The organism is Pseudomonas sp. EA_65y_Pfl2_P78 (assembly GCF_963970495.1).
Taxonomy (GTDB): Bacteria; Pseudomonadota; Gammaproteobacteria; order Pseudomonadales; family Pseudomonadaceae; genus Aquipseudomonas; species Aquipseudomonas baetica_A.
Window position 1 is genome coordinate 1 of the sequence record NZ_CAXAON010000004.1, and the last position, 23,345, is coordinate 23,345.

Annotated in this window: 27 protein-coding genes; 14 read left to right on the top strand and 13 right to left on the bottom strand. The window is 59.3% G+C overall.

Annotated elements, in window-relative coordinates; all coding sequences use genetic code 11:
- From AACY02_RS05080 to AACY02_RS05090, 3 genes are all read right to left on the bottom strand, one after another.
- A partial coding sequence (locus AACY02_RS05080; protein ID WP_339431018.1) for a helix-turn-helix domain-containing protein occupies nucleotides 1–199 on the bottom strand: 199 nt, incomplete at its 3' end.
- 136 nt (nucleotides 200–335) lie between these two features.
- On the bottom strand, nucleotides 336–542 hold the full coding sequence (locus AACY02_RS05085; RefSeq protein WP_339431019.1) for a hypothetical protein: 207 nt from the start codon (nucleotides 540–542) through the stop codon (nucleotides 336–338).
- Nucleotides 543–693: 151 nt separating this feature from the next.
- Nucleotides 694–885 carry a YegP family protein gene (locus AACY02_RS05090; RefSeq protein ID WP_221729401.1) on the bottom strand — a complete coding sequence of 64 codons (192 nt, stop codon included), beginning with the start codon at nucleotides 883–885 and terminating at the stop codon, nucleotides 694–696.
- 341 nt (nucleotides 886–1,226) lie between these two features.
- Here AACY02_RS05090 and AACY02_RS05095 point away from each other — a divergent pair, with 341 nt between their 5' ends.
- The 3 genes from AACY02_RS05095 (at nucleotide 1,227) to AACY02_RS05105 (ending at nucleotide 3,870) form a co-directional block, all read left to right on the top strand.
- Nucleotides 1,227–2,147, top strand: a complete 921-nt coding sequence (locus tag AACY02_RS05095) for a LysR family transcriptional regulator (RefSeq protein ID WP_339431020.1) — start codon at nucleotides 1,227–1,229, stop codon at nucleotides 2,145–2,147.
- Between the two features lie 95 nt (nucleotides 2,148–2,242).
- Complete coding sequence (locus AACY02_RS05100; RefSeq protein ID WP_339431021.1) at nucleotides 2,243–3,451, top strand: low temperature requirement protein A; 1,209 nt, start codon at nucleotides 2,243–2,245, stop codon at nucleotides 3,449–3,451.
- Between the two features lie 53 nt (nucleotides 3,452–3,504).
- On the top strand, nucleotides 3,505–3,870 hold the full coding sequence (locus AACY02_RS05105) for a 5-carboxymethyl-2-hydroxymuconate Delta-isomerase (protein WP_339431022.1): 366 nt from the start codon (nucleotides 3,505–3,507) through the stop codon (nucleotides 3,868–3,870).
- Nucleotides 3,871–3,873: 3 nt separating this feature from the next.
- On the opposite strand, the gene AACY02_RS05110 is transcribed toward AACY02_RS05105, so the two are convergent.
- Nucleotides 3,874–4,809, bottom strand: coding sequence for a LysR family transcriptional regulator (locus tag AACY02_RS05110; RefSeq protein WP_339431023.1), 936 nt, complete (start codon nucleotides 4,807–4,809; stop codon nucleotides 3,874–3,876).
- A gap of 197 nt (nucleotides 4,810–5,006) precedes the next feature.
- Complete coding sequence (locus tag AACY02_RS05115; RefSeq protein ID WP_339431266.1) at nucleotides 5,007–6,191, bottom strand: cyanate transporter; 1,185 nt, start codon at nucleotides 6,189–6,191, stop codon at nucleotides 5,007–5,009.
- 343 nt (nucleotides 6,192–6,534) lie between these two features.
- Between AACY02_RS05115 and AACY02_RS05120 the strand changes: the two genes are divergently transcribed.
- The 4 genes from AACY02_RS05120 to AACY02_RS05135 all read left to right on the top strand — a co-directional run bounded on the left by AACY02_RS05120 (nucleotide 6,535) and on the right by AACY02_RS05135 (nucleotide 10,809).
- Nucleotides 6,535–8,184 (top strand): phosphoethanolamine transferase, encoded by a 1,650-nt coding sequence (locus tag AACY02_RS05120; RefSeq protein WP_339431024.1) that lies wholly within the window; start codon nucleotides 6,535–6,537, stop codon nucleotides 8,182–8,184.
- Nucleotides 8,185–8,347: 163 nt separating this feature from the next.
- Nucleotides 8,348–9,481, top strand: coding sequence for a ribonuclease D (rnd, locus tag AACY02_RS05125; RefSeq protein ID WP_221729391.1), 1,134 nt, complete (start codon nucleotides 8,348–8,350; stop codon nucleotides 9,479–9,481).
- Nucleotides 9,478–9,771: a YcgL domain-containing protein gene (locus AACY02_RS05130; protein ID WP_339431025.1), complete on the top strand. Its 294-nt coding sequence runs from the start codon at nucleotides 9,478–9,480 to the stop codon at nucleotides 9,769–9,771. Before rnd ends, AACY02_RS05130 begins: the two co-directional genes overlap by 4 nt.
- Before the next feature lie 105 nt (nucleotides 9,772–9,876).
- The gene (locus tag AACY02_RS05135; protein ID WP_339431026.1) at nucleotides 9,877–10,809 is read left to right on the top strand and encodes a D-2-hydroxyacid dehydrogenase; all 933 of its coding nucleotides are present in this window, start codon (nucleotides 9,877–9,879) and stop codon (nucleotides 10,807–10,809) included.
- 124 nt (nucleotides 10,810–10,933) lie between these two features.
- On the opposite strand, the gene AACY02_RS05140 is transcribed toward AACY02_RS05135, so the two are convergent.
- Nucleotides 10,934–11,527 carry a nitroreductase family protein gene (locus AACY02_RS05140; RefSeq protein ID WP_339431027.1) on the bottom strand — a complete coding sequence of 198 codons (594 nt, stop codon included), beginning with the start codon at nucleotides 11,525–11,527 and terminating at the stop codon, nucleotides 10,934–10,936.
- Between the two features lie 163 nt (nucleotides 11,528–11,690).
- On the opposite strand from AACY02_RS05140, the gene AACY02_RS05145 reads away from it, so the two are divergent.
- Complete coding sequence (locus AACY02_RS05145) at nucleotides 11,691–12,140, top strand: YcgN family cysteine cluster protein (protein ID WP_339431028.1); 450 nt, start codon at nucleotides 11,691–11,693, stop codon at nucleotides 12,138–12,140.
- A 35-nt stretch (nucleotides 12,141–12,175) separates the two neighbouring features.
- Nucleotides 12,176–13,405 (top strand): hypothetical protein, encoded by a 1,230-nt coding sequence (locus AACY02_RS05150; protein ID WP_339431029.1) that lies wholly within the window; start codon nucleotides 12,176–12,178, stop codon nucleotides 13,403–13,405.
- Nucleotides 13,406–13,518: 113 nt separating this feature from the next.
- On the opposite strand, the gene AACY02_RS05155 is transcribed toward AACY02_RS05150, so the two are convergent.
- The 4 genes from AACY02_RS05155 to AACY02_RS05170 form a co-directional block, all read right to left on the bottom strand.
- Nucleotides 13,519–13,896 (bottom strand): YgaP family membrane protein, encoded by a 378-nt coding sequence (locus AACY02_RS05155; RefSeq protein ID WP_339431030.1) that lies wholly within the window; start codon nucleotides 13,894–13,896, stop codon nucleotides 13,519–13,521.
- An 81-nt stretch (nucleotides 13,897–13,977) separates the two neighbouring features.
- Nucleotides 13,978–14,448 carry an RNA methyltransferase gene (locus AACY02_RS05160; protein ID WP_339431031.1) on the bottom strand — a complete coding sequence of 157 codons (471 nt, stop codon included), beginning with the start codon at nucleotides 14,446–14,448 and terminating at the stop codon, nucleotides 13,978–13,980.
- Between the two features lie 192 nt (nucleotides 14,449–14,640).
- Nucleotides 14,641–15,012: a YajD family HNH nuclease gene (locus AACY02_RS05165; protein ID WP_007911336.1), complete on the bottom strand. Its 372-nt coding sequence runs from the start codon at nucleotides 15,010–15,012 to the stop codon at nucleotides 14,641–14,643.
- Between the two features lie 49 nt (nucleotides 15,013–15,061).
- Entirely contained in the window at nucleotides 15,062–15,748 is a 687-nt protein-coding gene (locus AACY02_RS05170) for a spermidine synthase (protein WP_339431032.1), read from the bottom strand.
- Nucleotides 15,749–15,826: 78 nt separating this feature from the next.
- Here AACY02_RS05170 and AACY02_RS05175 point away from each other — a divergent pair, with 78 nt between their 5' ends.
- Nucleotides 15,827–16,111, top strand: a complete 285-nt coding sequence (locus tag AACY02_RS05175) for a hypothetical protein (protein ID WP_339431033.1) — start codon at nucleotides 15,827–15,829, stop codon at nucleotides 16,109–16,111.
- Here AACY02_RS05175 and AACY02_RS05180 read toward each other — a convergent pair.
- Nucleotides 16,108–16,581: a cyclic nucleotide-binding domain-containing protein gene (locus AACY02_RS05180; RefSeq protein WP_339431034.1), complete on the bottom strand. Its 474-nt coding sequence runs from the start codon at nucleotides 16,579–16,581 to the stop codon at nucleotides 16,108–16,110. The genes AACY02_RS05175 and AACY02_RS05180 overlap by 4 nt on opposite strands.
- A 136-nt stretch (nucleotides 16,582–16,717) precedes the next feature.
- Entirely contained in the window at nucleotides 16,718–18,772 is a 2,055-nt protein-coding gene (locus AACY02_RS05185; protein WP_339431035.1) for a S9 family peptidase, read from the bottom strand.
- A 236-nt stretch (nucleotides 18,773–19,008) separates the two neighbouring features.
- Here AACY02_RS05185 and AACY02_RS05190 point away from each other — a divergent pair, with 236 nt between their 5' ends.
- Genes AACY02_RS05190 through AACY02_RS05200 form a run of 3 tightly spaced genes read left to right on the top strand, consistent with a single transcriptional unit; the run spans nucleotide 19,009 to nucleotide 20,862 of the window.
- Nucleotides 19,009–19,515, top strand: coding sequence for an MFS transporter (locus AACY02_RS05190; protein ID WP_339431036.1), 507 nt, complete (start codon nucleotides 19,009–19,011; stop codon nucleotides 19,513–19,515).
- Between the two features lie 15 nt (nucleotides 19,516–19,530).
- Nucleotides 19,531–20,307 carry a class II glutamine amidotransferase gene (locus tag AACY02_RS05195; protein ID WP_339431037.1) on the top strand — a complete coding sequence of 259 codons (777 nt, stop codon included), beginning with the start codon at nucleotides 19,531–19,533 and terminating at the stop codon, nucleotides 20,305–20,307.
- Nucleotides 20,308–20,319: 12 nt separating this feature from the next.
- Nucleotides 20,320–20,862, top strand: coding sequence for a DUF2937 family protein (locus AACY02_RS05200; RefSeq protein WP_339431038.1), 543 nt, complete (start codon nucleotides 20,320–20,322; stop codon nucleotides 20,860–20,862).
- Between the two features lie 41 nt (nucleotides 20,863–20,903).
- Here AACY02_RS05200 and AACY02_RS05205 read toward each other — a convergent pair whose 3' ends face one another.
- Nucleotides 20,904–21,818 (bottom strand): LysR family transcriptional regulator, encoded by a 915-nt coding sequence (locus tag AACY02_RS05205; RefSeq protein WP_339431039.1) that lies wholly within the window; start codon nucleotides 21,816–21,818, stop codon nucleotides 20,904–20,906.
- Between the two features lie 159 nt (nucleotides 21,819–21,977).
- Between AACY02_RS05205 and AACY02_RS05210 the strand changes: the two genes are divergently transcribed.
- The gene (locus tag AACY02_RS05210; RefSeq protein ID WP_339431040.1) at nucleotides 21,978–23,276 is read left to right on the top strand and encodes an MFS transporter; all 1,299 of its coding nucleotides are present in this window, start codon (nucleotides 21,978–21,980) and stop codon (nucleotides 23,274–23,276) included.
- Nucleotides 23,277–23,345 lie beyond the last annotated feature (69 nt).

The window sequence follows — 23,345 nt, forward strand, 5'->3', positions numbered from 1 at the left end:
GGGTACGGATGGAGGCGCCTTGGCTCCAATCTTGTCGACCATGCTTGCGTAACCAAACCAACACCGTCGACCGGCCCTGGATCCCGTAGCGCCGTTGAGCCTCTTTATAACTCAACTCGCCTTTTTCTACTTGGTCGACAACTGACAATTTAAAAGTCAGCGTGTAATCGCGCTGACTACGTTTTGCGCCCGTATCCATTGCACCCTCCTGATAAGAAGCCAGAAGGTGTAAACCTTATTCAGGACGAGACACCGAACATGGAAAGGCCTCACAGGATCAAACCTGTGGGGCCTTTTCATTTTTGCAGGAGCTACCGCTCCCCGCACTCAGCCACTCACGACAGCGAGTGCCCTAGCTCCTGTTTGATCAGCTCATAAACTTCCTTGTGCGTTGAGTTATGCAGCGTGTTGTCCTGGCATGCCGAAGCCAGGAAGGTTTTGACTTCTTCTTTGGCGTGCGGGTAGAGGCTGGCGACGTAGTCGGCCTCATGTTCTTGGGTGCAGTTGAAGTACTTGTCGTCTTTCGCTTTGTCTCTAGCCATTGTGCGGCTCCTTTTGGGTTCAAATGATGTGGAGAAACAGGGCCGGATGGCCCCATACGTCACTGAGCGTAGGGACGTAAAGACGGCCCGCCAGTCGTTCGAACAAAAAAGGAAAAGGTTGTAGGACGCAGTCGCTCATTCACTCTCGCGGTTAAATCTCCTTCACCGGCGTCTCCCCTGTTGCTCCTTTGATCAACTCGATTACATGCAAACAATCGGCCTTGTTCACATAAGACTCACCACTGGCGATGGTTTCGTGATTGCCTGCGCGCAGCCTCCAGCGCCATTGCCCTTTGCCGGTGCTCGGGGTGCCTTTGGATTGTCTGTAAATCTCGAAATACATTCAGTTCGCTCCATGCGATTTATTTGTGCGACAGCCTTTTTGACGCATGGTCGCAAGCCTAGCGCAGACGGGTTTTTTGGCTATCGGACATTTGTTTCCAATCGTTCGCGGATGTTTCTGAAGGGGGCATGTTTAGTACGTTGAGAATGGTCGCTTGGCGAAGAGCTGCAATGTGTATTTGAACGACGTTCCCGTCCACGACATACGGGACTGAACGGTGACGCACAGGTCATGGGCTGAGGGTGAAAACACAGAAGGTCCAGTGAGGTCGGCAAAGGTTGATGGACGCCGAGCCCCAGGCCTTTCTACACTGCCCGTATTCCGGGGAGCGGGGGCAGTGAATGAATCGCAATGAACTACGCAAGGCAGACATCAACCTGATGGTGGTCTTCGAAACCTTGATGCTCGAGCGCAACGTGACCCGTGCGGCGGAGAAGCTGTTTCTCGGTCAGCCGACCATCAGTTCGGCGCTCAACCGTTTGCGCACGATGCTCAACGATCCGTTGTTCATTCGTGTCGGGCACCGCATGGAGCCGACGGCCCGTGCTGAAGATATCTTTCGTCACCTCAAACCGGCGCTGGATTCGTTGTCAGTGGCATTGAGCCTGACCCGTGATTTCGATCCTGCGGTCAGTACCATGACGTTCCGCATCGGCCTGTCTGATGACGTCGAGTTCGGCCTGTTGCCGCCGGCGTTGCGTGCTTTGCGTCAGGAAGCACCGAACGTGGTGTTCGTGGTGCAACACGTCGACTATTGGCGAATCCCCGATCTGCTGGCCGCCGGCGATATCACGGTCGGTATCAGTCAGACCCGTGGCCTGCCGGCCAACGCCAAACGCAAACTGCTGCGGCACATTCAACCGAGCATCCTGCGTGCCGACGCCTGCGGTACGCCGCTGACCCTCGATGAATATTGCGCACGTCCCCACGTCCTGGTGTCCCACACCGCCAACGTCAGTGGTTTCGCCGACGAGTGGCTGGCAGAGCTTGGCCGTACCCGTCAGGTGGTGCTGTCGGTGCCGCAATACAGCGCGCTGCCGGCACTGTTGGCCGGCACGGACCTTATTGCCAGCCTGCCGGATTACGCCGCCGCCGCCATGGCCACCTCCGGGTTGCTGTTCAAGGAACCGTTCCCGTTCAAGACGCCGACACTCGACCTGTCGATGGTCTGGCTCAGCCACGTCGACAGCGACCCGGCAGAGCGCTGGTTGCGTTCGCGGCTCGAAGCCTTGATGAGCGAGCGCCCCCCGACACCGCTCTAAAACGCGCGACACGACCCTGACGGGCGTTGTTCAACTTGCCGGGAGGAAGTCTGCCTGCTTTGCTGTGACGTATGAATCCGGCGGAGAACTGTGCCATGAGCATCACCCGTACGTTGCTGCGTGGGCGCGGCAGTCTCGACAGTGGCAAGGTTGGCATGGTCGAGCTGTTTTTCGATCTGGTGTTCGTGTTCGCCGTAACCCAGTTGTCGCATTCCCTGCTCGCCCATTTGTCGATTCTCGGCGCGGTGCAGGTAGCGTTGTTGATGGTCGCGGTGTGGTGGGTGTGGATCTTCACGTCCTGGATCACCAATTGGCTCGACCCGGAAAAACTGCCGATCCGCCTCGGGTTGTTTGGCCTGATGATTGCCGGTTTGTTGCTCTCATCGGCCATTCCCAAGGCATTCACCGAACGCGGTTTGATGTTCGCCGCAGCGTTTGTGTTCATGCAGGTCGGGCGCACGCTGTTTGCCATTTGGGCGGTGCGCGGCGAATCGCTGAGCATGACCCGCAACTTTCAGCGCATCCTCGTCTGGCTGATGCTGTCCGGGGTTTTCTGGATGGCCGGGGCGTTTGTCGAGGCAGAGCAACGCCTGTGGTGCTGGTCGGCGGCTTTGTTGATCGAGCTGATTTCGCCGTCGCTATATTTCTGGGTGCCGGGCCTTGGGCGTTCGTCGCTGAGCGACTGGAACGTCGAAGGCAATCACATGGCCGAGCGCTGTGGCTTGTTTGTGATCATTGCCCTGGGTGAGTCGTTGCTGGTGACCGGTGCGACGTTTGCCGAATTACCGCTGAGTGCGGGCGGATTGCTCGCCTTTCTCGTCTCGGTGCTGGGCAGTATCGCCATGTGGTGGGTGTATTTCGACAGCGGCGCCGAACGCGCGCACCATCGCATCGCTCATTCCACTGATCCTGGGCGCCAGGCGCGGATCGCTTACACCTATCTGCATGTGCTGATCGTTGCCGGGGTGATCGTCAGTGCCGTGGCCGATGAGCTGGTGCTGGTGCACCCGGATCACGCCAGCGACGCCGGTATCCTCGCGATCATTGCCGGACCGTGGTTGTTTCTGCTCGGCAATGCGCTGTTCAAATGGGTCATGGCCGACCGGTTGCTGCCCCCTTTGTCGCATCTGGCCGGGCTGGTTCTGCTGATGCTGTCCTTCCCATTGGCGTTGAATCACTGGTTTTCAGCGTTGCAACTGGGCGCGCTGACCACGACGATCGTGATCGTGGTCGCTGCCTGGGAAACCTTGGCGCTACGTCAGACATCGTCACCCGTGGTGTCAGAAAAAGCCTCAAGGGAGTAGGGCGCAGCTGTGTTATATGTACGGCCTTTCTGCCGCCCGACTGGAGTACCCCGATGCCACACCTGCACATGGAATACACCGCCAACCTGCCGCAACTGAACGCTGACGTCGCTTTGATCCGGCTCAACAACACCTTGGTGGGTTCCGGTCAGTTCGCGGCGGAGTTCGATATCAAGAGCCGTGCGGTGAAAGTGGAAACCTTCAAGGTTGGCACCGCCATGGGCGAGCGTGCTTTCGTGCATGTGAAGCTGGCCCTGCTCAGCGGCCGTTCGCCGGAGATCAAGAAACAGCTTTCGCAAAGCCTGCTGACGGTGTTGCAAGAACTTTGCGAATGGCCTGCCGACATTGAGGTGCAGTTGTGCGTTGAACTGCTCGATATCGACCGTGATTCCTACAGTAAAACCGCTATTGGCATGTAAGCGTCAGGCCGCTTCCAGCTCACTGCACACCTGGATTATCTGCTCGCGGAGCCAGACGTTGGCGCTGTCCTGATCGACGTTCTGGCTCCACTGCATGTCGAGCGTGAACCCCGGCAAGCCGTTGGGCGCCTCGCAGTGGTTAAACACGGCTTCGTTGGTCAGTAAACGCTGAATACGCCGGGGCAGAGTGAGGATGAAGTCGGTGCCGGTGATCAATTTCAACGCAGCACTGTAGCTGTTCGAGCGCGCCACAATCTGGCGTTTCTGTGCCTGTCGCGCGAGCCAGCCGTCGACCATGTTGGTGGTGGAGGTCCAGGGTGTGGGGAACACATGCCGGCGTTCGGTGAAGGCCTGCAAGCTCAGGCGCGGTTCCAGTGGTGTGGCGCGCTTGTCGAAGACGCAGACCAAATCATCTTCCAGCAGCATCCGAGACTTCAGGTCAGCGTGGTTGCGGTGGAAGTTGGGGCCGAAGCTGATCACAAGATCGAGGCTGCCGTCGCGCAGCTCATCCGCTGGCACATCGGTTTCAAACTTGTGCATGTTGACCATCACCGGCAAATCATTGAAGTCGAAGCGTTTCAATAAACGCGGCAGGATCAGTTGTTCGAAGTATTCCGGGGCACAGATGTTGAAGGTGACCGCTTGCTGGGTTGGATCGAACACCGGGGCGCCGGCGTGGCACAGATTGATGCTCTCGAGAATCTTCTGTACATGGCCGTACATGGTGCAGGCCTTGTAGGTCGGACGCATGCCGGTGCGTGTGTTGATGAACAGTTCGTCTTCGAAACTGGTGCGCAGTTTTTTCAGGCAATAACTGACGGTGGACTGGCTGACAAACAGTGTTTCCGATACATCGGTGACGCTGTTCTGCTCATACACGGCGATAAACACCATGAGATCCTGCATGTCGAGCTTTCGAAGCAAGTTACTGTTCAGCATCCGTTCTATCTCGCTGTGCTCCTTGCGCTGAATCCGCGCAAACGTGTGCGAACGATCCTAGCGGAACGATGGTGCCAGGAGAAAGCCCTGTAGGATATTTCACGGACAGTTGTGGGACAGAAAGTTTTAGCAACACGACGTCGCCCGACAAAGCGCTAAAACATGGCCAGAAGCCTTCAGTTACTGCGGGTTTGCGGTCAGCGGACATGTCGTTGGTAATGCCGGGGATCGAAACGCAACACCATCAGCAGCATGACGACCATCATGGCCGTCAGCGTCCCCCAGGCCCATTCGAAGCTGCCCAGTTGATCGCGGACCATCCCGGCCAGTAATGGTGAGAGGCCGGCAATCAGATAACCAATGCCTTGCACGAAGGCGGTGAGGCCGCCGGCGCGCTTCGGGTTGTCGAGGTGGTCGAGGGCGACGATCAGGCTCATCGGAAACAACCCGCCGATGCCCAGGCCCAACAGGCACGGCCACAGCAGGCTGAGGTGTTGCGGGCTGAGGATCAGCCCGCAAAAGCCGGCGATGATCAGGCCGAGCAGTGCCATCAGTACCCCGCGCCGATCACGGCTGCGATTGGCGATAGCCGGGACTATGAGTCCGGAAATGACCTCCATGGCGGTCAGAAAACCTAACAACAGCCCTGCGTTTTGTTCGCTCCAGCCTTTTTCCACGTAGTACGGCGCCAGCCAAGCGAGCACACAGGTGTAGGACGCTGTTCCCAGACCGAAGAAGATTGCGAGTAACCAGGCGCGAGCATTGGAGAAAAACGCTTCTTTCCTCGCCGCCCCCGTCAGGGTGTTTGGCAGTGACCTGCGTTGCGACCACCAGAACACGAACGCCAGCAGCGCCAGCGCCGCCCAAATGGCCAAGCCCAGGCGCCAGCTACCGGTTTGTACCCTCACCAGTGGCGCGAATGAGGCCGCAATCGCCGCGCCGCCCATGATCGAGGTGACATACAAGCCCATGCACAGCGCCACGTTGTCGGCGAAGCGCGATTTGATCAGCGCCGGCATCAACGCCTGAATCAACGCGATGCCGATGCCCGCCAACATGGCGCTGACAATCAGTTCGCCAGCCGAGTCGATAAACAGCCGTGACAGCGTCGCCAGAGCAATGATCAGCAGCGACAACAGCACCGTACGCTGTTCACCCAGGCGCTGACTGATACCGATGCCGAAAAACATCGCCAAGCCCATGGCCGTCACCGGCAACATGGTCAGCAACGATGCAAGGCTGAAACTCAACGGGATGTCGCCGCGAATCGCCGAAAGCAGTGGCCCGACGGCTGCCATCGATGGTCGCAGATTGAGAGCGACCAGAATGATCGCGAGCATTAGCCCGACGGCGGGGCGGGAGGTGGTGCGGATGTGTTCCATCGTCAGGCCTTTGATATCAGGGCTGAGGATTAGGCGCGTGGCCACTCGGTGCGGGCAAACCAGAAAATCCGCTGCTGTATTTAAATATTCGATAACCGCGAATCCCCCTCCGTGGGCGCGGGCATGCTCGCTTGCACAGGGATGGGGGGCAGGCCAAAAACTGGAGCAAGCCTGAAGCACTCTCAAATATTTTTCGGATTTCGACTTATTACCAAGCCCTAACTAATCGTTGGCGACTTTTTCACGAAAAATTGATGGATGCCTGTCTACAGTTTTGCAGGCCTTGGTTAATGAATTTTTCACAACTAACCGGGGCTCTTCTTTTCAGGAATAACCCACCACTATGTTGAAGTTGAATTCCGTGCGCCCGGAGTGGGTGACGTTGATTGCCAGTGCCTTTCTGTTGATCGGTTTCAATTTTGTGCTCTGGCAGCACCTGGTCGAGATCACTGCCGCAGATGGCAACGGCGTTGCCATGCGCGTGGCTTTTGGCGTGATGATCCTTGCCGCGTTCAACATCGTGCTGACCTTTCTCGCCTTTCGTCCGCTGCTCAAGCCGATTCTGACACTGATGTTCTTGATCAGTGCCGGTGTGGCTTATTTCATGAGTCAGTATGGCGTCATGATTGATGCGGGTATGCTTCGTAACTTCGCCGAAACCAATGCCACGGAAGTTCGTGATCTGCTGTCGTTGAAGTTGTTTGCTTACTTGTTGTTTCTTGGTGTGTTGCCTTCCTGGTTGTTGTGGAAAGTGCCGGTCAACTATCGTCGCTGGCATCGCGAGTTGTTCAGCAAAGTTGTTGTCAGTTTCGTATCGGCTGCCGTGATCGGTGGGGTTGCACTGGCCAACTATCAGGGGTTGTCCTCGCTGTTTCGCAATCATCATGAATTGCACTTGATGCTGGTGCCGAGCAACTACATTGGCGCGACGGCCGGTTACCTGCGTGAACAGGTGGCGTCGGCGCATCAGCCGTTCGTCAAGATCGGCGAGGACGCCCAACGTAATCCGGACTTGAAAGTACAGCCACGCAAATCCCTGACCGTGCTGGTCGTGGGGGAAAGTGCCCGGGCGCAGAACTTCGGCATCCTGGGTTATAACCGTGACACCACGCCAAAACTGGACAAGGAAGCGGGGCTGATCGCGTTCACCGACGTACATTCCTGCGGCACTGAAACGGCGGTCTCGGTGCCGTGCATGTTTTCCAACATGGACCGCAAGGATTACGACGCCAGCAAGGCCAAGAACGAAGAGGGCCTGCTCGACGTGCTCAAGCGTGCCGGTATCGATGTGATCTGGCGCGATAACCAGTCTGGCTGCAAAGGCACTTGCGATCGGGTCACGCTGCAGGATGTCAGCAACCTCAAAGACCCGGCGCTGTGCGCCAACAGCGAATGCCGTGATGAAATCCTGCTGCAAGGTCTGCAAGGCTTTATCGACCATCTGGACAAGGACACTGTGCTTGTCTTGCACCAGATGGGCAGTCATGGCCCGGAATACTTCAAGCGCTATCCGAAGGAATACGAACACTTCACACCCGTCTGTGAAAGTAACGCGCTGAACAATTGCAGCCGAGAAAGTATCGTCAATGGTTACGACAACACGCTGGTTTACACCGACCATGTGTTGTCGAGCCTGATCGATGTACTGCGCGCCAATCAGGACAAGGTTGATACCGCCATGTTGTACCTGTCGGATCACGGCGAGTCATTGGGCGAATACAATTTGTTCCTGCACGGTACGCCTTACATGCTGGCGCCGGAGCAACAGAAACATGTGGCGATGCTGGCGTGGTTCTCTGACAGTTATCAGAAGGCTTATTCGGTCGATACTCACTGCCTGCAAATGAACCGAGACAAACCGTTGAGTCAGGACAACCTGTTTCACTCGATGCTCGGCTTGCTTGAAGTACGCAGCAAGGTTTATCAGCCGGGCCTGGACATGTTTGCCGGTTGCCGTGGCGCAGGGATTGATGGCGTGTTGGCCAAGGACTGAGCCGTTTCGGGCCCGTTGTCCTGATACGACGGGCCTGCCTGTTTGCCCTATCAGACTATTCTTGCTGTTTGGCAGGACATTTCGTTACAGCTCTTGTCCTTCGCAGGCGCGTAAATCGCCAGTGGCGATATATACTGCGCGCCATTCTTCAAGGGAGAGCCGTGTGGCCATCGATATTCACTGGATTCGCGACAACGAAAGCCTCGCGCAATTTTGCGCCGAGTGGCAGCAACTGCCTTTCGTGGCCCTCGACACCGAATTCATGCGGGTCGACACCTTCTACCCGATTGCCGGCCTGTTGCAGGTGGGTGACGGCAAGCGCGCCTACCTGATTGACCCGTTGACCATCAACGCCTGGCAACCGCTGGCCGCGTTACTGGAAAATCCGGCGGTACTCAAGGTTCTGCACGCGTGCAGCGAAGACCTCGAAGTCCTGTTGCGCCTGACCGGCAGCATGCCGGCGCCGCTGTTCGATACCCAACTGGCCGCGGCTTACTTGAACCTCGGTTTCTCGATGGGCTACTCGCGGCTCGTGCAGGCCGTGCTCGGCATCGAACTGCCCAAAGGCGAAACCCGCTCCGATTGGTTGCAGCGACCGTTGTCCGAGACACAAATCAGCTATGCCGCCGAAGATGCCGTGCATCTGGCGGAGGTATTCGTACAGCTGCGTCCGAAACTGTCTGACGACAAATTCAACTGGGTTCTGGAGGACGGCGCCGAGCTGGTTGCCAACCTGCGTCGGGAAACCGACCCATACGAGGTGTATCGCGAGGCCAAACTGGCGTGGAAACTGTCCCGCGCACAACTGGCCGTGCTGCGTGAACTGTGTGCCTGGCGCGAGCGCGAAGCCCGCGCCCGAGACCTGCCGCGCAACCGCGTTGTGCGTGAGCATTCGCTGTGGCCGCTGGCCCGTACGCAACCGGACTCTTTGAGTGCGCTGGGCAAGATCGAAGACATGCACCCGCGTACCGTGCGTCAGGACGGCGAATTTCTACTTGATCTGATCAAGCGCTCTGGCAGTGTGGGCCCCGATCAATGGCCGCCTGCGGTGCCGGAACCGTTGCCGATCGAAGCGGCTACGTTGATCAAGCAATTGCGCGCGCTCGGTCAGGCCGAAGCCGAACGGCTGAACATCGCGCCAGAACTGATGCTGCGCAAGAAAACCCTCGAAGCACTGCTCAAGAGCGGTTTCCCCGAGGGTCCTTACCAATTACCTGAGTCGCTGCGTGGCTGGCGCCGCGAACTCATGGGTCAGAAGCTGCTCGACAGCCTGGCCACCGCCGGAGAACAGCCTTGAAACGTATTTGTTCCATTTACCAAAGCTCCAAGCGCAGCGGCATGTACCTTTATGTGCTCAAAAGCGATGCACTTGAACAAGTGCCCGAAGCGCTGATGCTGGCCTTCGGCAAAGCCAGACATGCTTTCGATCTGGTGCTGTCGCCCGAGCGAAAACTGGCCAGTGAAGACATCGTTGTGGTCCTGGAAAACCTCGAAAAGCAGGGCTATCACCTGCAAATGCCGCCGGCTGAGGATGAGTACATCGAACATTTGCCTGAAGAGTTGCTGCGACGCAACGACCCGATCTGATTGGCGGGGCCCTGTTCTGGGCCTCTGGTAACCCTGGAACTGTTTTTACCGCGATGACCGCCCGAAATACGGCGGTTGTCTGCACGGTTTGCGAAAGGTTTGAAGATGCGCGTTCTGATTGCTGAACACGACCACGCGATATACGCCCGGCTGCTGCGTCAGGCAGCGCCGGAGCTCGAAGTACTGACCAGCGGCGACTCCGCTGAACTGGCTCGTCAGGCCACCGATTGTCCGGTTTGGCTGGGGCAGCCGGATCTGCTGGCGACCCTGTTGCGTCAGGGCCATCAACCCCAATGGCTGCAATCGACCTGGGCCGGTATCACGCCACTGCTGGCTGATGGCTTGCGCCGTGATTACCGCCTGACCCGCGCGGTGGGGATTTTTGGTCAGGTGATGGCCGAATACGTACTGACTTACATGCTCGGCCACGAACGCGAAGTGTTGGCACGTCTGGTCAGCCAGGTCGAGCGCAAGTGGGACAACCGCACGGGCCAGAGTCTGGTCGGACGCAAGGTGCTGATCGTCGGCACCGGCGACATCGGCCTGAGCGTGGCGCAGTTCCTGCGGCCGTTTGGCGTCGAGTTGTACGGTATCGCCAGCAGTGCACGGGAGCAGGCACCGTTTGTCGAAGTCGGCTCGATGGCCGATTTGCCACGTCTGGTGGGCGAAGTGGATTACGTGGTCAACCTGTTGCCCAACACCGAACACACCCACGATGTCTACGACGCGGCGCTGTTCAAGCAATTCAAATCGACCGGGTTGTTCATCAATGCCGGGCGCGGTGTCGCGGTGGTCGATGCGGATCTGGTGGAGGCCCTGAAGGAAGGGCATCTGGCGGGCGCGGTGATCGACGTCTGCCGGCAGGAGCCGTTGCCGCAACGTCATCCATTCTGGACGGCGTGGGGCTTGTTGCTGACCGGCCACAGCTCGGCGCCGACGTCACCTGCGTTGATGGTGCAGTTGTTTGTCGACAACCTGCGGGCGTATCAGGCCGGTGAGGCGTTGCGCGGGGAAGTGGATTTCAGCCGCGGTTATTGAGTTTTCCCGATCCAATAGTGGGAGCGGGCTTGCTCGCGAAAGCGGTGTGTCAGTCATCAGAAACGTTGACTGACACACCCTCTTCGTGAGCTGGCCTGCTCCCACTGTTTTTTTGTGGTGTGGCTTAGAGGGTGAAGTCGCCTTCAGCCGCCAGTTCGCTCAGCGGACGACGGGGGCTAGGCTCCTCGCGTGCTTGCAGGTAATCGGCCAGGGTCGCCTTGTCCCCCAGCTTGCCCACCGCCACGGCGGCGTGCAGTGCGTAACCTTCTGGAATGTTCAGCTCCTGGCGGGTCAGTTCCTGATCAAAACCGGCCATGCCATGGGTGTGCCAACCGCTGATGCTCGCTTGCAGCGCCAGATGGCCCCACGCCGAGCCCGTATCGAAGGTGCTCCACAGCGCAGGGGTTTCTTCAGTGGCGCCCGGTACGGCGAAGGTGGTTTTGGACATGACGATCACCAGCGCCGAGGCATGTTGCGCCCAACTGCGGTTGAATTCGTTGAGCAGGCCCAGATACCGCTCCCAGTTCGGCGTATCGCGACGCGCATAGAGAAAACGCCATGGCTGCGAGTTGTAGGCCGACGGCGCCCAGCGTGCGGCTTCGAAAAAGCTCAGCAGGGTTTCTTCCGGGATCGCTTCGCCGGTAAAGGCGCGGGGCGACCAGCGATCGGTGAATTGCGGGTGAATGGCGTAATCGGCAACGCGAGGGTTGGCACTCATCAAGAAATTCCTGGACACGTTTTTAAAAGAAGCGAGGCAAAACCCTACTGGGCGGCGCTTGGGCTGACAAGCGCGTTTTACCGACAGTCGCCAGCGCTTGGCCCGCAAGCCCGCTGGCACTAGACTGGCGGCCTTTTCACCACCTGATGTTGATGCTTGAGCCATGGCCGCCAAAGTCGAACCGTTCTGGAAACGCAAAACCCTCGATCAACTGGATCACGAGGAATGGGAATCGCTGTGCGACGGCTGTGGCCTGTGCTGCCTGCAAAAGCTTGAGGATGAGGAAGACAACAGCGTCTATTACACGCGCATCGCCTGCAAACTGCTGGATCTGAAAACCTGCCAGTGCAGCGATTATCCGAATCGCATCAAGTTTGTCCCGGACTGCATCCAGCTCACGCCGGGGCAGGCCGAAGCGTTCAAATGGTTGCCGCCGACCTGCGGTTATCGGCTGGTCAGCGAGGGCAAGGATCTGCCGTTATGGCATCACCTGGTGTGCGGTGATCGCGAGGCAGTGCACCACGAGCGGATTTCCCAATCCGGGCGCATGCTCGCCGAAGGCAGCGTGCCGGAAGACGACTGGGAAGATCACCTGATTTTCCGGGCCGGCTAAGCGCCCACGGATTCAAGTTTCAACAAGGAGTGTGTATGGCTGTGGGATTGCGGCGGGCGTTGATCGCCGGGCTGCTGGCGCTGAGTGCGCCGGTGTGGGCGGCGAAGAAAGTCGACCTGGATTATCACGTGCGCTTGTTGCCCAAAAGCGATCAGGCTGAAGTGCGTTTGACCCTGGCCAAGGGCGCCGTTGTGCGCAGCCTCGATTTTGACCTCGGCGATGGCAGCCATTACAGCGACTTCAAGGCCGATGGCCAATGGCAACTGACGCCGGGCAAGCAGGCGCGCGGTGTCTGGCGTCCGGCGAGCGAAAAGGCCAGCCTGACCTATCGCGTGCGCATCAGCCACGGTCACAGGAACGGCAGCTTCGACACGCGCATGACGTCAACGTGGGCATTGATGCGCGGTGACGATTTGGTGCCGACGGCCAAGCTGGATCAACAGGACGGCACCGAACTGGTTTCGCGCCTTCAATTTGAGTTGCCCGACGGCTGGAAAAGCATCGAAACCGCGTGGCCACGCATCGGCAAAAACAAATTCCGCATCGACAATCCCTCACGCTTGTTCGACCGCCCGACCGGTTGGATGCTGGCCGGCCACCTCGGCAGCCGTCGCACCCGGTTAGGTGAAACCGAAGTCACCGTGGCCTCGCCGCAAGGGCAGGGGATGCGCCGCATGGACGTGCTGACGTTGTTGACGTTTGTCTGGCCGCAGGTGCAGGCGCTGTATCCGCGTCATCCGGCCAAGCTGTTGATCGTCGGCGCCAGCGACCCGATGTGGCGCGGCAGCCTGGGCGCGCACGAGTCGATCTATCTCAACACGCGTTTGCCGTTGGTCAGCGAGAGTGGCAGCAGCGCGCTGGTGCGTGAGTTGGCTCAGGTGTTCGCTCGGATCAATGACGAGCAGCGCAGCGACTGGATCAGCGAAGGGTTTGCCGAGTTTTACGCGATCGAACTGGTGCGCCGTGCTGGCGGCATGAGCGATGAGCGCTATCAGAGTTTGCAGGCGAAATTGGCCAGGGATGGCGCAAAGGTCACGACGCTGCGCGGCGAACAGATCAGCCCGGCGCAGGTTTCAAGGGCAGTGGTGATGTTGCAGGAGCTCGATGGCGAGATTCGCTTGAAGACGCGCAACAAGCGTTCGCTGGATGAAGTGTTGCGGGGCGCGATGCATCTGGGGACGGTGAGTACCCAGGAGTTTGTGCAACTGGCCGAGCGTGTTCTGGGCGAGTCTTCCAAAGTTCTTGATACCGCGTTGCTTCAGTAATACCGCCTTCACGAGCAAGCCCGCTCGCACATTGGTTTTGTGTTCGACGCAGATCAAATGTGGGCGCGGGCTTGCTCGCGAGGAGGCCATCAGCCTCACAACAAATTAAGGATTCAAACCCCGGCTTTCGGCGATTTCACCGACTCATTGCCAGTCACCGTCGCCGTGCTGGTCGCGGCCTCGGCATTGGCCTTCAGCTTGCTCAATTCGTCCCCGGCACGCTCGATCCTGGCCCGCACGTTATTGATGTCCTGACGGCTTTTCTCGTACAGGCTTTTCACCGAACTGTGCCCGGTAATCCCCCGAGCCATGGCCACACCGCCGATCGCTACTTGAATCAAACCGAAAACGCCGCCACGGCGCAGGCCTTTGCCGACCATGATCACGCCGCCGGCCAGCGAGCCGATACGCTCCCAGCCTTCGACGTTCTGTTCGGAACGGCTCTGAAACGGGGTGGATTCGATACGTTCGACGCGTTTGAGCTCGGTCATGATCTTTCTCCAGGCATTGGGTAGTGGATAAACAAGCTGACTGCGCGGGCGGACAGCTTGTTCCATCGGATAGGCGACGTTTTAGCGGAATTTCGGCCCGGAGCGGGTGTTCAGGCCCTTGGCCATGCGGTCGTAGAGCACGACGTTGACCGTGGCAGCGAGGTTCATGCAACCGGTGGTCGGGATGTACACGACGTCTTCGCACCAGTCGCGGATCTCTTTATCCAGCGAGCCGTCTTCAGGGCCGAAGATGTAAAGCGCGCGATCCGGATGGGTGTATTCCGGCAGCGGGCGAGCGCCGTCGACCAGTTCCACGGCGACGGGCACGCAGTTGAGCGGCAGGATTTTTTTCAGATCATCGATGCCGATCAACGGGATGTCGTAGTGCACGCGTTTGGTGTCGGTGACGAAGTCGGCGGCGCGATCATAACGCTTGCCGGTGTAGAACACGGTCGACACGCCATAACAGCCCGCGGCGCGCATCACCGAACCGACGTTCTCCGGTGATTTGGGGTTGTACAAACCAATGCAGCTGTAACGTTTGTCTGCCACGAGCGGGGAGCCTTCGGGAAAAAGAGGGCGATTATACGGGGATTGGGTGGTTGTGGTCAGGTCATGGATTGGCGGTACCTGGGCGGGCGCCTTCGCGAGCAAACGCGCTCCCGCATTGGATCGACGTCGTACACAAAACCAATGTGGGAGCGGGCTTGCTCGCGAAGAGGCCCGTCAGGCCAATGAAGATCTTTAGTCTTCTTTTTTCATCAACCCGGCCAGGGCGGCAAACGGGTTATGCGTCGCTTTGGCAATCTTCGGCGTGCTCAGCGAGCCTTCGCTGAAATATTGCTGGTCGGTGTAACGCGAGTGTTCGTTGTCGTGGCAGTACAGGCACAGCAACTCCCAGTTCGAACCGTCCTGCGGGTTGTTGTCGTGGTTGTGGTCACGATGATGAACGGTCAGTTCGCTCAGACGCTTGCCGGAAAACTCACGGGTACAGCGACCGCAGACGTGCGGGTACATTTTCAGGGCCTTGTCGCGGTAGCCCATTTCCTTGTCGCGCTGGTTGTCGGCGAGGATGCGATCCAGCTTCGACGTGTTGGTTGGAGTGGACGAACTCATGGGTTCACCTTTGTAGAAAGACGGATGACGGTTATGTTCGTAGTTTAGCTCAGCCCTTGAGCTTCTCGGCAATCCAGATCGTATGGCGGGTGCCCTTGTTGCCGTGGGCGAAGACCTGCACTTCCTCAGCCTTGAAACCGGCCTTCTTCAATTTGTCGGAAAACTGCCGATCGGCGCTGGCCGACCACACCGCCAGCACGCCTTTGGTGCGCAGGGCCTTGGCGCACGCATTGAGCCCGGCGGCGGAGTACAGCCAACTGTTGGCCTTCTGCGTCAAGCCTTCGGGGCCGTTGTCGACGTCGAGCATGATCGCGTCGAAGCCATTGGGTTCGCTTTGCAACACCTTGGCGACATCGTCCTGACGGATCACTGTGCGCGGGTCGAGCAGGGGACGGCCGGATTTTTCACCGAGCGGCCCACGATTCCATTCGACCACGCCCGGTACCAGTTCAGCGACCATCACTTCAGCGCTCTTGCCCAAGTGCTTGAGCGCCGAGGCGAGGGTGAAACCCATGCCCAGCCCGCCGATCAGCACCCGCGAATCCGGTCGGCCGGCGACCTTGCAGCAAGGGATCTCGGCCAGCGCATCTTCTGAACCGTGCATGCGCGTGTTCATCAATTGCCCGCCATCGCCGCCCTGAATCTTGATGACGAAATCCTCGCCATATTCGAACAGGCACAGGGCACCGCCGTTTTCAGGGATCGGCGTGGTGTCGAGCAGAACGAAACGTTTCATGGAAATCTCTACAAGGGGGAAGGCAAGCAGGCCCGTTGGGAGTAGCCTGAGCGCAGACTAAGGCCAACGGAGCCCTTGATGAAGCGCACCATTCTAACGGTCATTGCCCTGGCCGCGCTCTCGATTAGTGCCGTGCAGGCGCAGCAGACCATTGCGGTCAGCCCAATGCCACAACCGGGTTCGCCCGGCACCGCAACGCCAACACCCTATCCGCAGATCACGCCGATCAACATCCCCAAGTCTGGCGCCGGCAGTGGCAGCCCGCCGTTGGTGCCGATCGAAATGCCAAGTCCGCCGAGCAAGGATCAAGCGGTGCCGGGCATTGAACCGACCGGCACCAAAGCCAAATCTCCCGGCGGTTAGACCTGTTGCGCCGCCAGTTGACCGTCGGCCATGCGCAGGCGTTTGGAGAGGGAGACAGCGAGGGCGCGGATGATCTTGGCGGCGATTTTCGGCGCATCGTTGAGCATTTTCTCCAGCGAGTCTTTGCCCAGGTTGAGCAACTGACAGTTGCTCGCCGCGATGCAGGTCGCCGAGCGCCGTTCGCCGTCGAGCACAGCCATTTCGCCGAATGCCCGGCCGCTGCGCAGGGTGGCCATGGTGATGGTCTGGCCGTCGGGGCCGGTTTTCTGCACGGCCACCTGGCCGGTGTGGAGGATGCACATGAAGCTGCCAGCATCGCCCTCGCGGAAGATGGCTTCGCCCTCGGCCACCGTGCTGATGCTGAAGTAGCCGGAGGCGGCGGCGAAGTCTGCCAGTTGCAACTGATCGAACAGACCGCAGTCCATCAGCCAGTCGCGGATTTCGTTGTTCAGTAAAGTCGGTTCTGACATGTCTTGGCGATCTTTTTGTTTTCACATGGGCTCGGCGTTACACGAACCCTGTGGGGGCGGGCCAGCCCCCACAGGGTTTTGTGTGTTATCGACAGCCGGGGTCTGTAGTTAAGACCCAAGTGACCGACGGAGTTCCTCAGGCCAGCCCCAAAACCTTGAAGACAAATGCATATTCGAGTGCTACGTCACGTAATCCCTGGTAACGCCCGCTCATGCCACCGTGCCCGGCGCCCAACTCTGTCTTTAGCAGCAGCGGGTTGTTGTCGGTTTTGGTCGCGCGCAGCTTCGCCACCCACTTGGCCGCTTCCCAGTACTGCACGCGGCTGTCGTTGTAGCCGGCGATCACCAGCGTCGCCGGGTAGTCCTGCGCGGCGACGTTTTCGTACGGTGCGTAAGCCTTGATGCGTTCATAGACGTCCGGCTCTTCGGGGTTGCCCCACTCGTCGTATTCGGTGACGGTCAGCGGCAGATCCGGGTCGAGCATGGTATTGAGCACGTCGACGAACGGTACCTCGGCAATTGCCACGCCGAACAGATCCGGACGCTGGTTGAGCACGGCGCCAATCAACAGGCCACCGGCGCTGCCACCGCTGATCGCCAGTTTTTGCGCCGTGGTGATGCCGTTGAGAATCAGGAACTCGGCGCAAGCAATGAAATCACTGAAAGTGTTGTGTTTGTGTGCTTGCTTGCCGGCGCGATACCAGGCTTCGCCCAGCTCACCGCCGCCGCGCACATGGGCGATGGCGAAGGCCATGCCGCGATCGAGCAGGCTCAGGCGTGCGTGGGAAAACCACGGGTCGAGGCTTGAACCGTATGCGCCGTAACCGTACAGGTACAGCGGCACCGGTTTGCCTACCATTTCGCGTTTCATCACCAGACTGATCGGCACTTGCGTACCGTCCGGCGCGTTCGCCCACAAACGCTGACTGACGTAGGCGTCGGCGTCGAAATGGCCGAGCACCGGGGTTTCTTTCAGCACGGTTTGCTCGCCGGTCGCGAGGATCAGTTGGCGCACTTGGGCCGGACGGTTCAACGCCTCGTAACGCAGGCGAATCCGGTCACTTTCAAACTCCAGGCTGTTTTGCACATAGAGGCTGTAGGCCGCGTCCGGCAATTGCACGCGATAAGGCGCCAGCCCCTGTGGGTGAACTTCGATGATCGGCAAGCCGCCTTCGCGCAGGCTCAGGGTCATGGCTTGGGTGTTGAGGCTCACGTCGTCGAGCATCACGCTGTCGCTGTGAGGGATCAGGTTCTGCCAGTCGGCCTCCGTTGGTGCGACGCCGGTGTCCGGCGCCTGATACAAGGCGTAGTTGATGCCGTCGCGGTTGGTGCGGATAAACCATGTCCACTCGCCATCGAGCAGGCCGTGATCGACATCGTATTCGTGATCCTCGACCCGTGGCGCCAGGCAAGTGAAGGGCAGATGCGGCTGATTGGCGTCCAGCGCCCAGACTTCGCTGGTGGTCTTGCTGCCCAGCGACAGCAGCAATTGCTGTTCGGAGCTGGAGCGATAGCAATGCAGGAAGAAACGTCCGTCTGCTTCGTTGAACACCTCTTCGGCAGCGGTGCCGTCGAGGCGGTAACGGAACAATTTGTGTGGGCGGTGAGTGTCGTCCAGCACGCCGAAGAACAAGGTCAGGCTGTCGTTGGCCCAGGTCATGCTGCCGTCGCAATCCTCGAAGGCCAGTTCGCTGACCTTGTCGTTGGCCAACTCCTTGACGAACAGCGTGTAAACCTCCTCGCCCGAGGCGTCGACGCTGTAGGCCAGACGCTGGTGATCGGGGCTGATGCTGAACGCGCCAAGCGAAAAGAACCCGCCATTGGCAAGCACGTTCGGGTCGAGCAGCAGTTGCTCGCGGCTTTCGTCGAGGGTCAGGCTGTCGTCGGCAGGACGCGGGCAGCGGTAGTGCCGGGCGTATTCGTCACCGGCGGTGGTGCGTGTGTAATACAGATACGGCCCCCATGGCGAGGGCAGGGACAGGTCGGTTTCGAGGATCCGGCCCTTGATCTCTTCGAACAGGGTTTCGCGCAGTGGCGCCTGATCGGCGGTTTGCGTCTCTTGCCAGGCGTTTTCGGCCTTGAGGTAGTCGAGCACCGCGTCGGTGTCGCGCTCCTGCAGCCAGGCATACGGGTCGGCGCCGGCGGCCTTGTGGGCAATCGGGGCACTGATGGCGTTGGCGGATTCGGGCATGAATGGCTCTCGGACAATGTACGGAATGAGGTTTTGCGCAGCGCATGAAGCCAATGCAGAACCTGTGGGAGCGGGCTTGCTCGCGAAGGCGTTCTGCCAGATCACACCTGTTTGACTGACCCGCCGCTTTCGCGAGCAAGCTCGCTCCCACAATGTTTGCGGCTGGCCGTCTGGCATTGGGACAAGCCTGAAGCGCGAAAAGTCGTTACTATAAGCGCCTCTTTGCCTGCCTTGCCATGGACACCATGACCGAGAACGACTATCTGATCGCCTGGGGCCTCTACGCCTTTGCCGCTGTAGGCTGCCTGTTGGTATGGATGCGCCTGACCCGCTGGATGTGGCGCTGGCTGCGCGAGCCGCTGCGTGTCTTGATGGCGGTGCTGTTGTTCAGTCCGACCATCATTGACCCGGTGAAGGAAAAGGTCGCTCCGGCCATTGCCATCACCACGCTGGATCTGGCATTCAAGGTCGGCAACAACGCCTGGCGGGCGATTTCCGACCTGTTCATGTACGGCATGATCGCCTTTGGCATTTACCTGGTTTTCGTGCTGATCCGCTTTCCGGTCGAGCGTGCTTCACGCGCTCGCCGCGAACAGGCTGAAGCCACCAAAGCCGCCAACGCTGCGGCCCGCGCGGATGACCGCGACGATGATCAACCGTTCGGCGGTGCCGGTGATGATCGCTACGGCCGTGCGCCAGTGCCGAGCAATCCGCAGCGCATGCGGGTCGAGCCGCGTCTGTAACCCGAGAGCCCGCACATGTGTGAATTACTGGGCATGAGTGCCAACGTGCCGACCGATATCGTGTTCAGCTTCACCGGGCTGATGCAGCGCGGCGGTCGCACGGGCCCGCACCGTGACGGTTGGGGCATCGCGTTCTATGAAGGCCGTGGCTTGCGTCTGTTCCAGGACCCGGCCGCCAGTTGCGAGTCGGAAGTGGCCAATCTGGTGCAGCGTTATCCGATCAAAAGCGAAGTGGTCATCGGCCATATTCGTCAGGCCAATGTCGGCAAGGTCTGCCTGTCCAATACCCATCCGTTCGTCCGTGAACTGTGGGGACGCAACTGGTGCTTTGCGCACAACGGTCAACTCGCCGATTTCACCCCGATCAACAGTTTCTACCGCCCGGTCGGCGATACCGACAGCGAAGCGGCATTCTGTGATTTGCTCAACCGCGTGCGTGCAGCGTTTCCGGAACCGGTCGATATAGAAGTGCTGTTGCCCGACCTGGTCGCCGCGTGCGCCGACTACCGCAGCAAAGGCGTGTTCAACTGCCTGCTCAGCGATGGTGACTGGCTGTTCTGCTATTGCTCGACCAAACTGGCACAGATCACCCGGCGCGCACCGTTCGGCCCGGCGCGATTGAAGGATGTCGATGTGATCGTCGATTTCCAGGCCGAAACCACGCCCAACGACGTGGTCACGGTGATTGCCACCGAGCCTTTGACCGAAAATGAAAACTGGACCCGCTACGAACCGGGCCAATGGAGCCTGTGGCGACGCGGCGAATGCGTAAGCCAGGGCACTACCGAATAAGGATTGCACCCCATGTTGCTCAGTTATCTACGGCTGGTGTTGTTTGCGGCGGGCCTGTTGATTGGTGTCCAGGTGCCTGGGTTCATCAACGATTACGCGAAACGGGTCGAGGCGCATCTGATCGAGGCGCAGACCGGCCTGCGCGGTTTCCAGGGCACGGCCCAGCAATTCTTCAAGGGCGACTTGCAGGCGCTGGTCGCTCATTACCGCGCCAGTGACGACCCGGTGTTTCGCAGCGATGCCGACAGCCTGAGCACGTTGCTCAATCGTCAACTGGCGCTGGATAAACAGTTCCAGGCGATGCAGGGGCCTTGGTACATCCGCTTCCTGCAAGTGGTGCTGGCTGCCGATCCGGATATTCGCAAGGAAACCTGGAACGGCTACAGCTATCAGATTCTGCTGACCCCGCAAGCGATGATCTGGGGCATGAGCGGGGCGTTGCTGTTGTCGTTCGGCATTGAATGCCTGTTCCGTCTGATCGACTGGGTGGTGCTCGGTGGCAAGCGCCTGCGCCAGAGCCGGCCTATCGAAGACCGCGATGTGCGCGGGTTGTAAGGGTTCAGTCGCTGTGGCGAGGGGATCAATCCCCTCGCTGCTCAGTCAGTCAATGTGATGTAGCGCTCGCCCATCTCGCGCGCATACCCTGCCAGCACCTGCTGACACAACGACACAATCTCCTCGACCCAATCCACGCCCGCCCGCCACGACACCACCACCTGCAAGTTCGATGGCCGTTGGTCGATGGCGAGCAAGGTCAATTCCCCCCGCATCAATTCTTCGGCCACCAACACCGGCGGCAGCGCGCCAATGCCGAATCCATCGCGCAACAAACGCGTGATCGCCGACACCGAATTCACACAGTTCAAGCGTGGCGTCAGCACGCCGTTGGCCTGCATCAACGCCAGAACGTCCTGATGTGGCCGGGAGTTTTTCGAGTAGGTGATGATCCGTTCCTGGGCCAGATCCGCAAGGCTTGAGAAGTCGCGGTTGTAGATCGAATGGCTCGCCACGATCCAGCCCAGCGGATGGCTGGCCAGCTCCAGACTGCGCACGCTTTCATGACGCACCAGGTCGGTTTGCAGGATCAGATCGAGAAAGCCTTTTTGCAGCTGATCGCAGAGGTTGAGCGACGTATCGGCCACCAGCTCGATTTCCACCCGTGGATACAGGTCGGTCATGTGCGCCACCAGGGGGCTGAGCCAAGTGTGGATGACCGTGTCCATCACGCCAATGCGCACCCGGCCGACCTGGCTCGAACGGGTTTCGATCGATTGCTTGAGCGCGCTCATGGTGTCGAGCATCTGCTCGGCATATTCGAGCACTTTCAGGCCTTCGGGCGTCAGGCTGACCCTGCGTGAATCGCGCAGAAACAGCTTCGCCCCCAACTCGTTTTCAAGCACCGCAATGCGGCTGGAAATCGACGCCTGAGTGGTGAAAAGCTTGTCGGCGGTCAGGCGAAAACTCTTCAGTCGGGCGACCCAGACAAAGGTCTCGAGAAACTTCAGATTCATGGGCAAGGCTCGGGTGACAAATTTTTCTTATGCCTAAGGCGGGTTTTTATTCGTTGGACGCAGCAGGGCCATGGGACGAAAAATCGGCGCATCCGGTTCCCACGATAGGCGTCGTCGGGGCTTCGAACAAGACCAATAAAAAACCTGCGGAGATTGGCCATGAGTGCTCCCGATACCCTTCCCGACACACTCGATACACCCACGGCAACGGCGCGTCCGGGCCCGTTCGACTGGTATCGCAACATCAACAAACAGGAGCGTCGCACGTTCTGGAGCTGCAAGATCGGCTACGGTCTGGACGGCATGGACACGCAGATGCTCAGCTTTGTCGTGCCGACGCTGATTGCGATGTGGGGCATCACCACCGGCGAAGCCGGGCTGATTCACACCAGCACGCTGATCGCCTCGGCCATCGGCGGTTGGGTCGCCGGGATTCTTTCCGACCGCATCGGGCGCGTGCGCACGTTGCAACTGACGGTGCTGTGGTTCGCCTTCTTTACCTTCCTCTGCGGCTTCGCTCAGAACTACGAGCAATTGCTCATTGCCCGCACCCTGATGGGTTTTGGATTCGGTGGCGAGTGGACCGCCGGTGCCGTGTTGATCGGCGAGGTGATCCGCGCCAAGGATCGCGGCAAAGCAGTGGGCATGGTGCAATCCGGTTGGGCATTGGGGTGGGGGCTGACGGCGATTCTGTATGCGCTGCTGTTTTCGATACTGCCACCGGAAGACGCCTGGCGGGCGCTGTTCATCCTCGGCATCGTCCCGGCGATTTTTGTGATCTTCGTTCGGCGCTTGGTCAAGGATCCGGAGATTTATCGCCAGGCCAAGGCTGCACAAACCCCGGAAAACCCGGCGAAGTTCTACGAGATTTTCGCGCCAGGCATGCTGTTCACCACGATTCGCGCCTCACTGCTGACCACCGGTGCGCTGGGTGGGTACTACGCGATCACGTCCTGGTTGCCGACCTTTCTCAAGAATGAACGCGGTTTGAGCGTGCTCGGCACCGGTGGTTATCTGGCGATGGTGATCGTCGGCTCGTATGTCGGTTACGTGATCAGCGCCTATCTGACCGACCTGTTGGGCCGTAAAAAGAACTTCGTTCTGTTCGCCGTCGGCTCTTTCACCATCGTTCTGCTCTATACGCAGATGCCGGTGAGCAATGGTGTGATGCTGTGGCTGGGCTTCCCGCTGGGCTTCTTTGCCTCGGGGATTTTCAGCGGCATGGGCGCGTTTCTCACTGAGCTGTTTCCAACGCGGATTCGCGGTTCCGGCCAGGGCTTTTGCTACAACATCGGCCGGGCGCTGGCGGCGTTGTTTCCATTGCTGATCGGTCTGCTCAGCCAGAAAGTGCCATTGAGCATGGGCATCGGTGCCTTCGCTGCAGTGTCCTACGGCGTGGTGATTCTTGCTGCATTGAGCTTGCCGGAGACTCGCGGCAAGCAACTCGATGCGCAGTAACTGATAACCTGCGGGGACAGCCCAATCGGCAAATGTCCTACGGATAAAAAGACAAGAAGCTACAGGAGT

Bases quoted from the DNA above. Each gene is read 5' to 3' on its own strand.
- AACY02_RS05085 (WP_339431019.1), bottom strand. From the start codon at position 542: ATGGCTAGAGACAAAGCGAAAGACGACAAGTACTTCAACTGCACCCAA.
- AACY02_RS05090 (WP_221729401.1), bottom strand. From the start codon at position 885: ATGTATTTCGAGATTTACAGACAATCCAAAGGCACCCCGAGCACCGGC.
- AACY02_RS05095 (WP_339431020.1), top strand. From the start codon at position 1,227: ATGAATCGCAATGAACTACGCAAGGCAGACATCAACCTGATGGTGGTC.
- AACY02_RS05100 (WP_339431021.1), top strand. From the start codon at position 2,243: ATGAGCATCACCCGTACGTTGCTGCGTGGGCGCGGCAGTCTCGACAGT.
- AACY02_RS05105 (WP_339431022.1), top strand. From the start codon at position 3,505: ATGCCACACCTGCACATGGAATACACCGCCAACCTGCCGCAACTGAAC.
- AACY02_RS05110 (WP_339431023.1), bottom strand. From the start codon at position 4,809: ATGCTGAACAGTAACTTGCTTCGAAAGCTCGACATGCAGGATCTCATG.
- AACY02_RS05115 (WP_339431266.1), bottom strand. From the start codon at position 6,191: ATGGAACACATCCGCACCACCTCCCGCCCCGCCGTCGGGCTAATGCTC.
- AACY02_RS05120 (WP_339431024.1), top strand. From the start codon at position 6,535: ATGTTGAAGTTGAATTCCGTGCGCCCGGAGTGGGTGACGTTGATTGCC.
- AACY02_RS05135 (WP_339431026.1), top strand. From the start codon at position 9,877: ATGCGCGTTCTGATTGCTGAACACGACCACGCGATATACGCCCGGCTG.
- AACY02_RS05140 (WP_339431027.1), bottom strand. From the start codon at position 11,527: ATGAGTGCCAACCCTCGCGTTGCCGATTACGCCATTCACCCGCAATTC.
- AACY02_RS05145 (WP_339431028.1), top strand. From the start codon at position 11,691: ATGGCCGCCAAAGTCGAACCGTTCTGGAAACGCAAAACCCTCGATCAA.
- AACY02_RS05150 (WP_339431029.1), top strand. From the start codon at position 12,176: ATGGCTGTGGGATTGCGGCGGGCGTTGATCGCCGGGCTGCTGGCGCTG.
- AACY02_RS05155 (WP_339431030.1), bottom strand. From the start codon at position 13,896: ATGACCGAGCTCAAACGCGTCGAACGTATCGAATCCACCCCGTTTCAG.
- AACY02_RS05165 (WP_007911336.1), bottom strand. From the start codon at position 15,012: ATGAGTTCGTCCACTCCAACCAACACGTCGAAGCTGGATCGCATCCTC.
- AACY02_RS05170 (WP_339431032.1), bottom strand. From the start codon at position 15,748: ATGAAACGTTTCGTTCTGCTCGACACCACGCCGATCCCTGAAAACGGC.
- AACY02_RS05175 (WP_339431033.1), top strand. From the start codon at position 15,827: ATGAAGCGCACCATTCTAACGGTCATTGCCCTGGCCGCGCTCTCGATT.
- AACY02_RS05180 (WP_339431034.1), bottom strand. From the start codon at position 16,581: ATGTCAGAACCGACTTTACTGAACAACGAAATCCGCGACTGGCTGATG.
- AACY02_RS05185 (WP_339431035.1), bottom strand. From the start codon at position 18,772: ATGCCCGAATCCGCCAACGCCATCAGTGCCCCGATTGCCCACAAGGCC.
- AACY02_RS05190 (WP_339431036.1), top strand. From the start codon at position 19,009: ATGGACACCATGACCGAGAACGACTATCTGATCGCCTGGGGCCTCTAC.
- AACY02_RS05195 (WP_339431037.1), top strand. From the start codon at position 19,531: ATGTGTGAATTACTGGGCATGAGTGCCAACGTGCCGACCGATATCGTG.
- AACY02_RS05200 (WP_339431038.1), top strand. From the start codon at position 20,320: ATGTTGCTCAGTTATCTACGGCTGGTGTTGTTTGCGGCGGGCCTGTTG.
- AACY02_RS05205 (WP_339431039.1), bottom strand. From the start codon at position 21,818: ATGAATCTGAAGTTTCTCGAGACCTTTGTCTGGGTCGCCCGACTGAAG.
- AACY02_RS05210 (WP_339431040.1), top strand. From the start codon at position 21,978: ATGAGTGCTCCCGATACCCTTCCCGACACACTCGATACACCCACGGCA.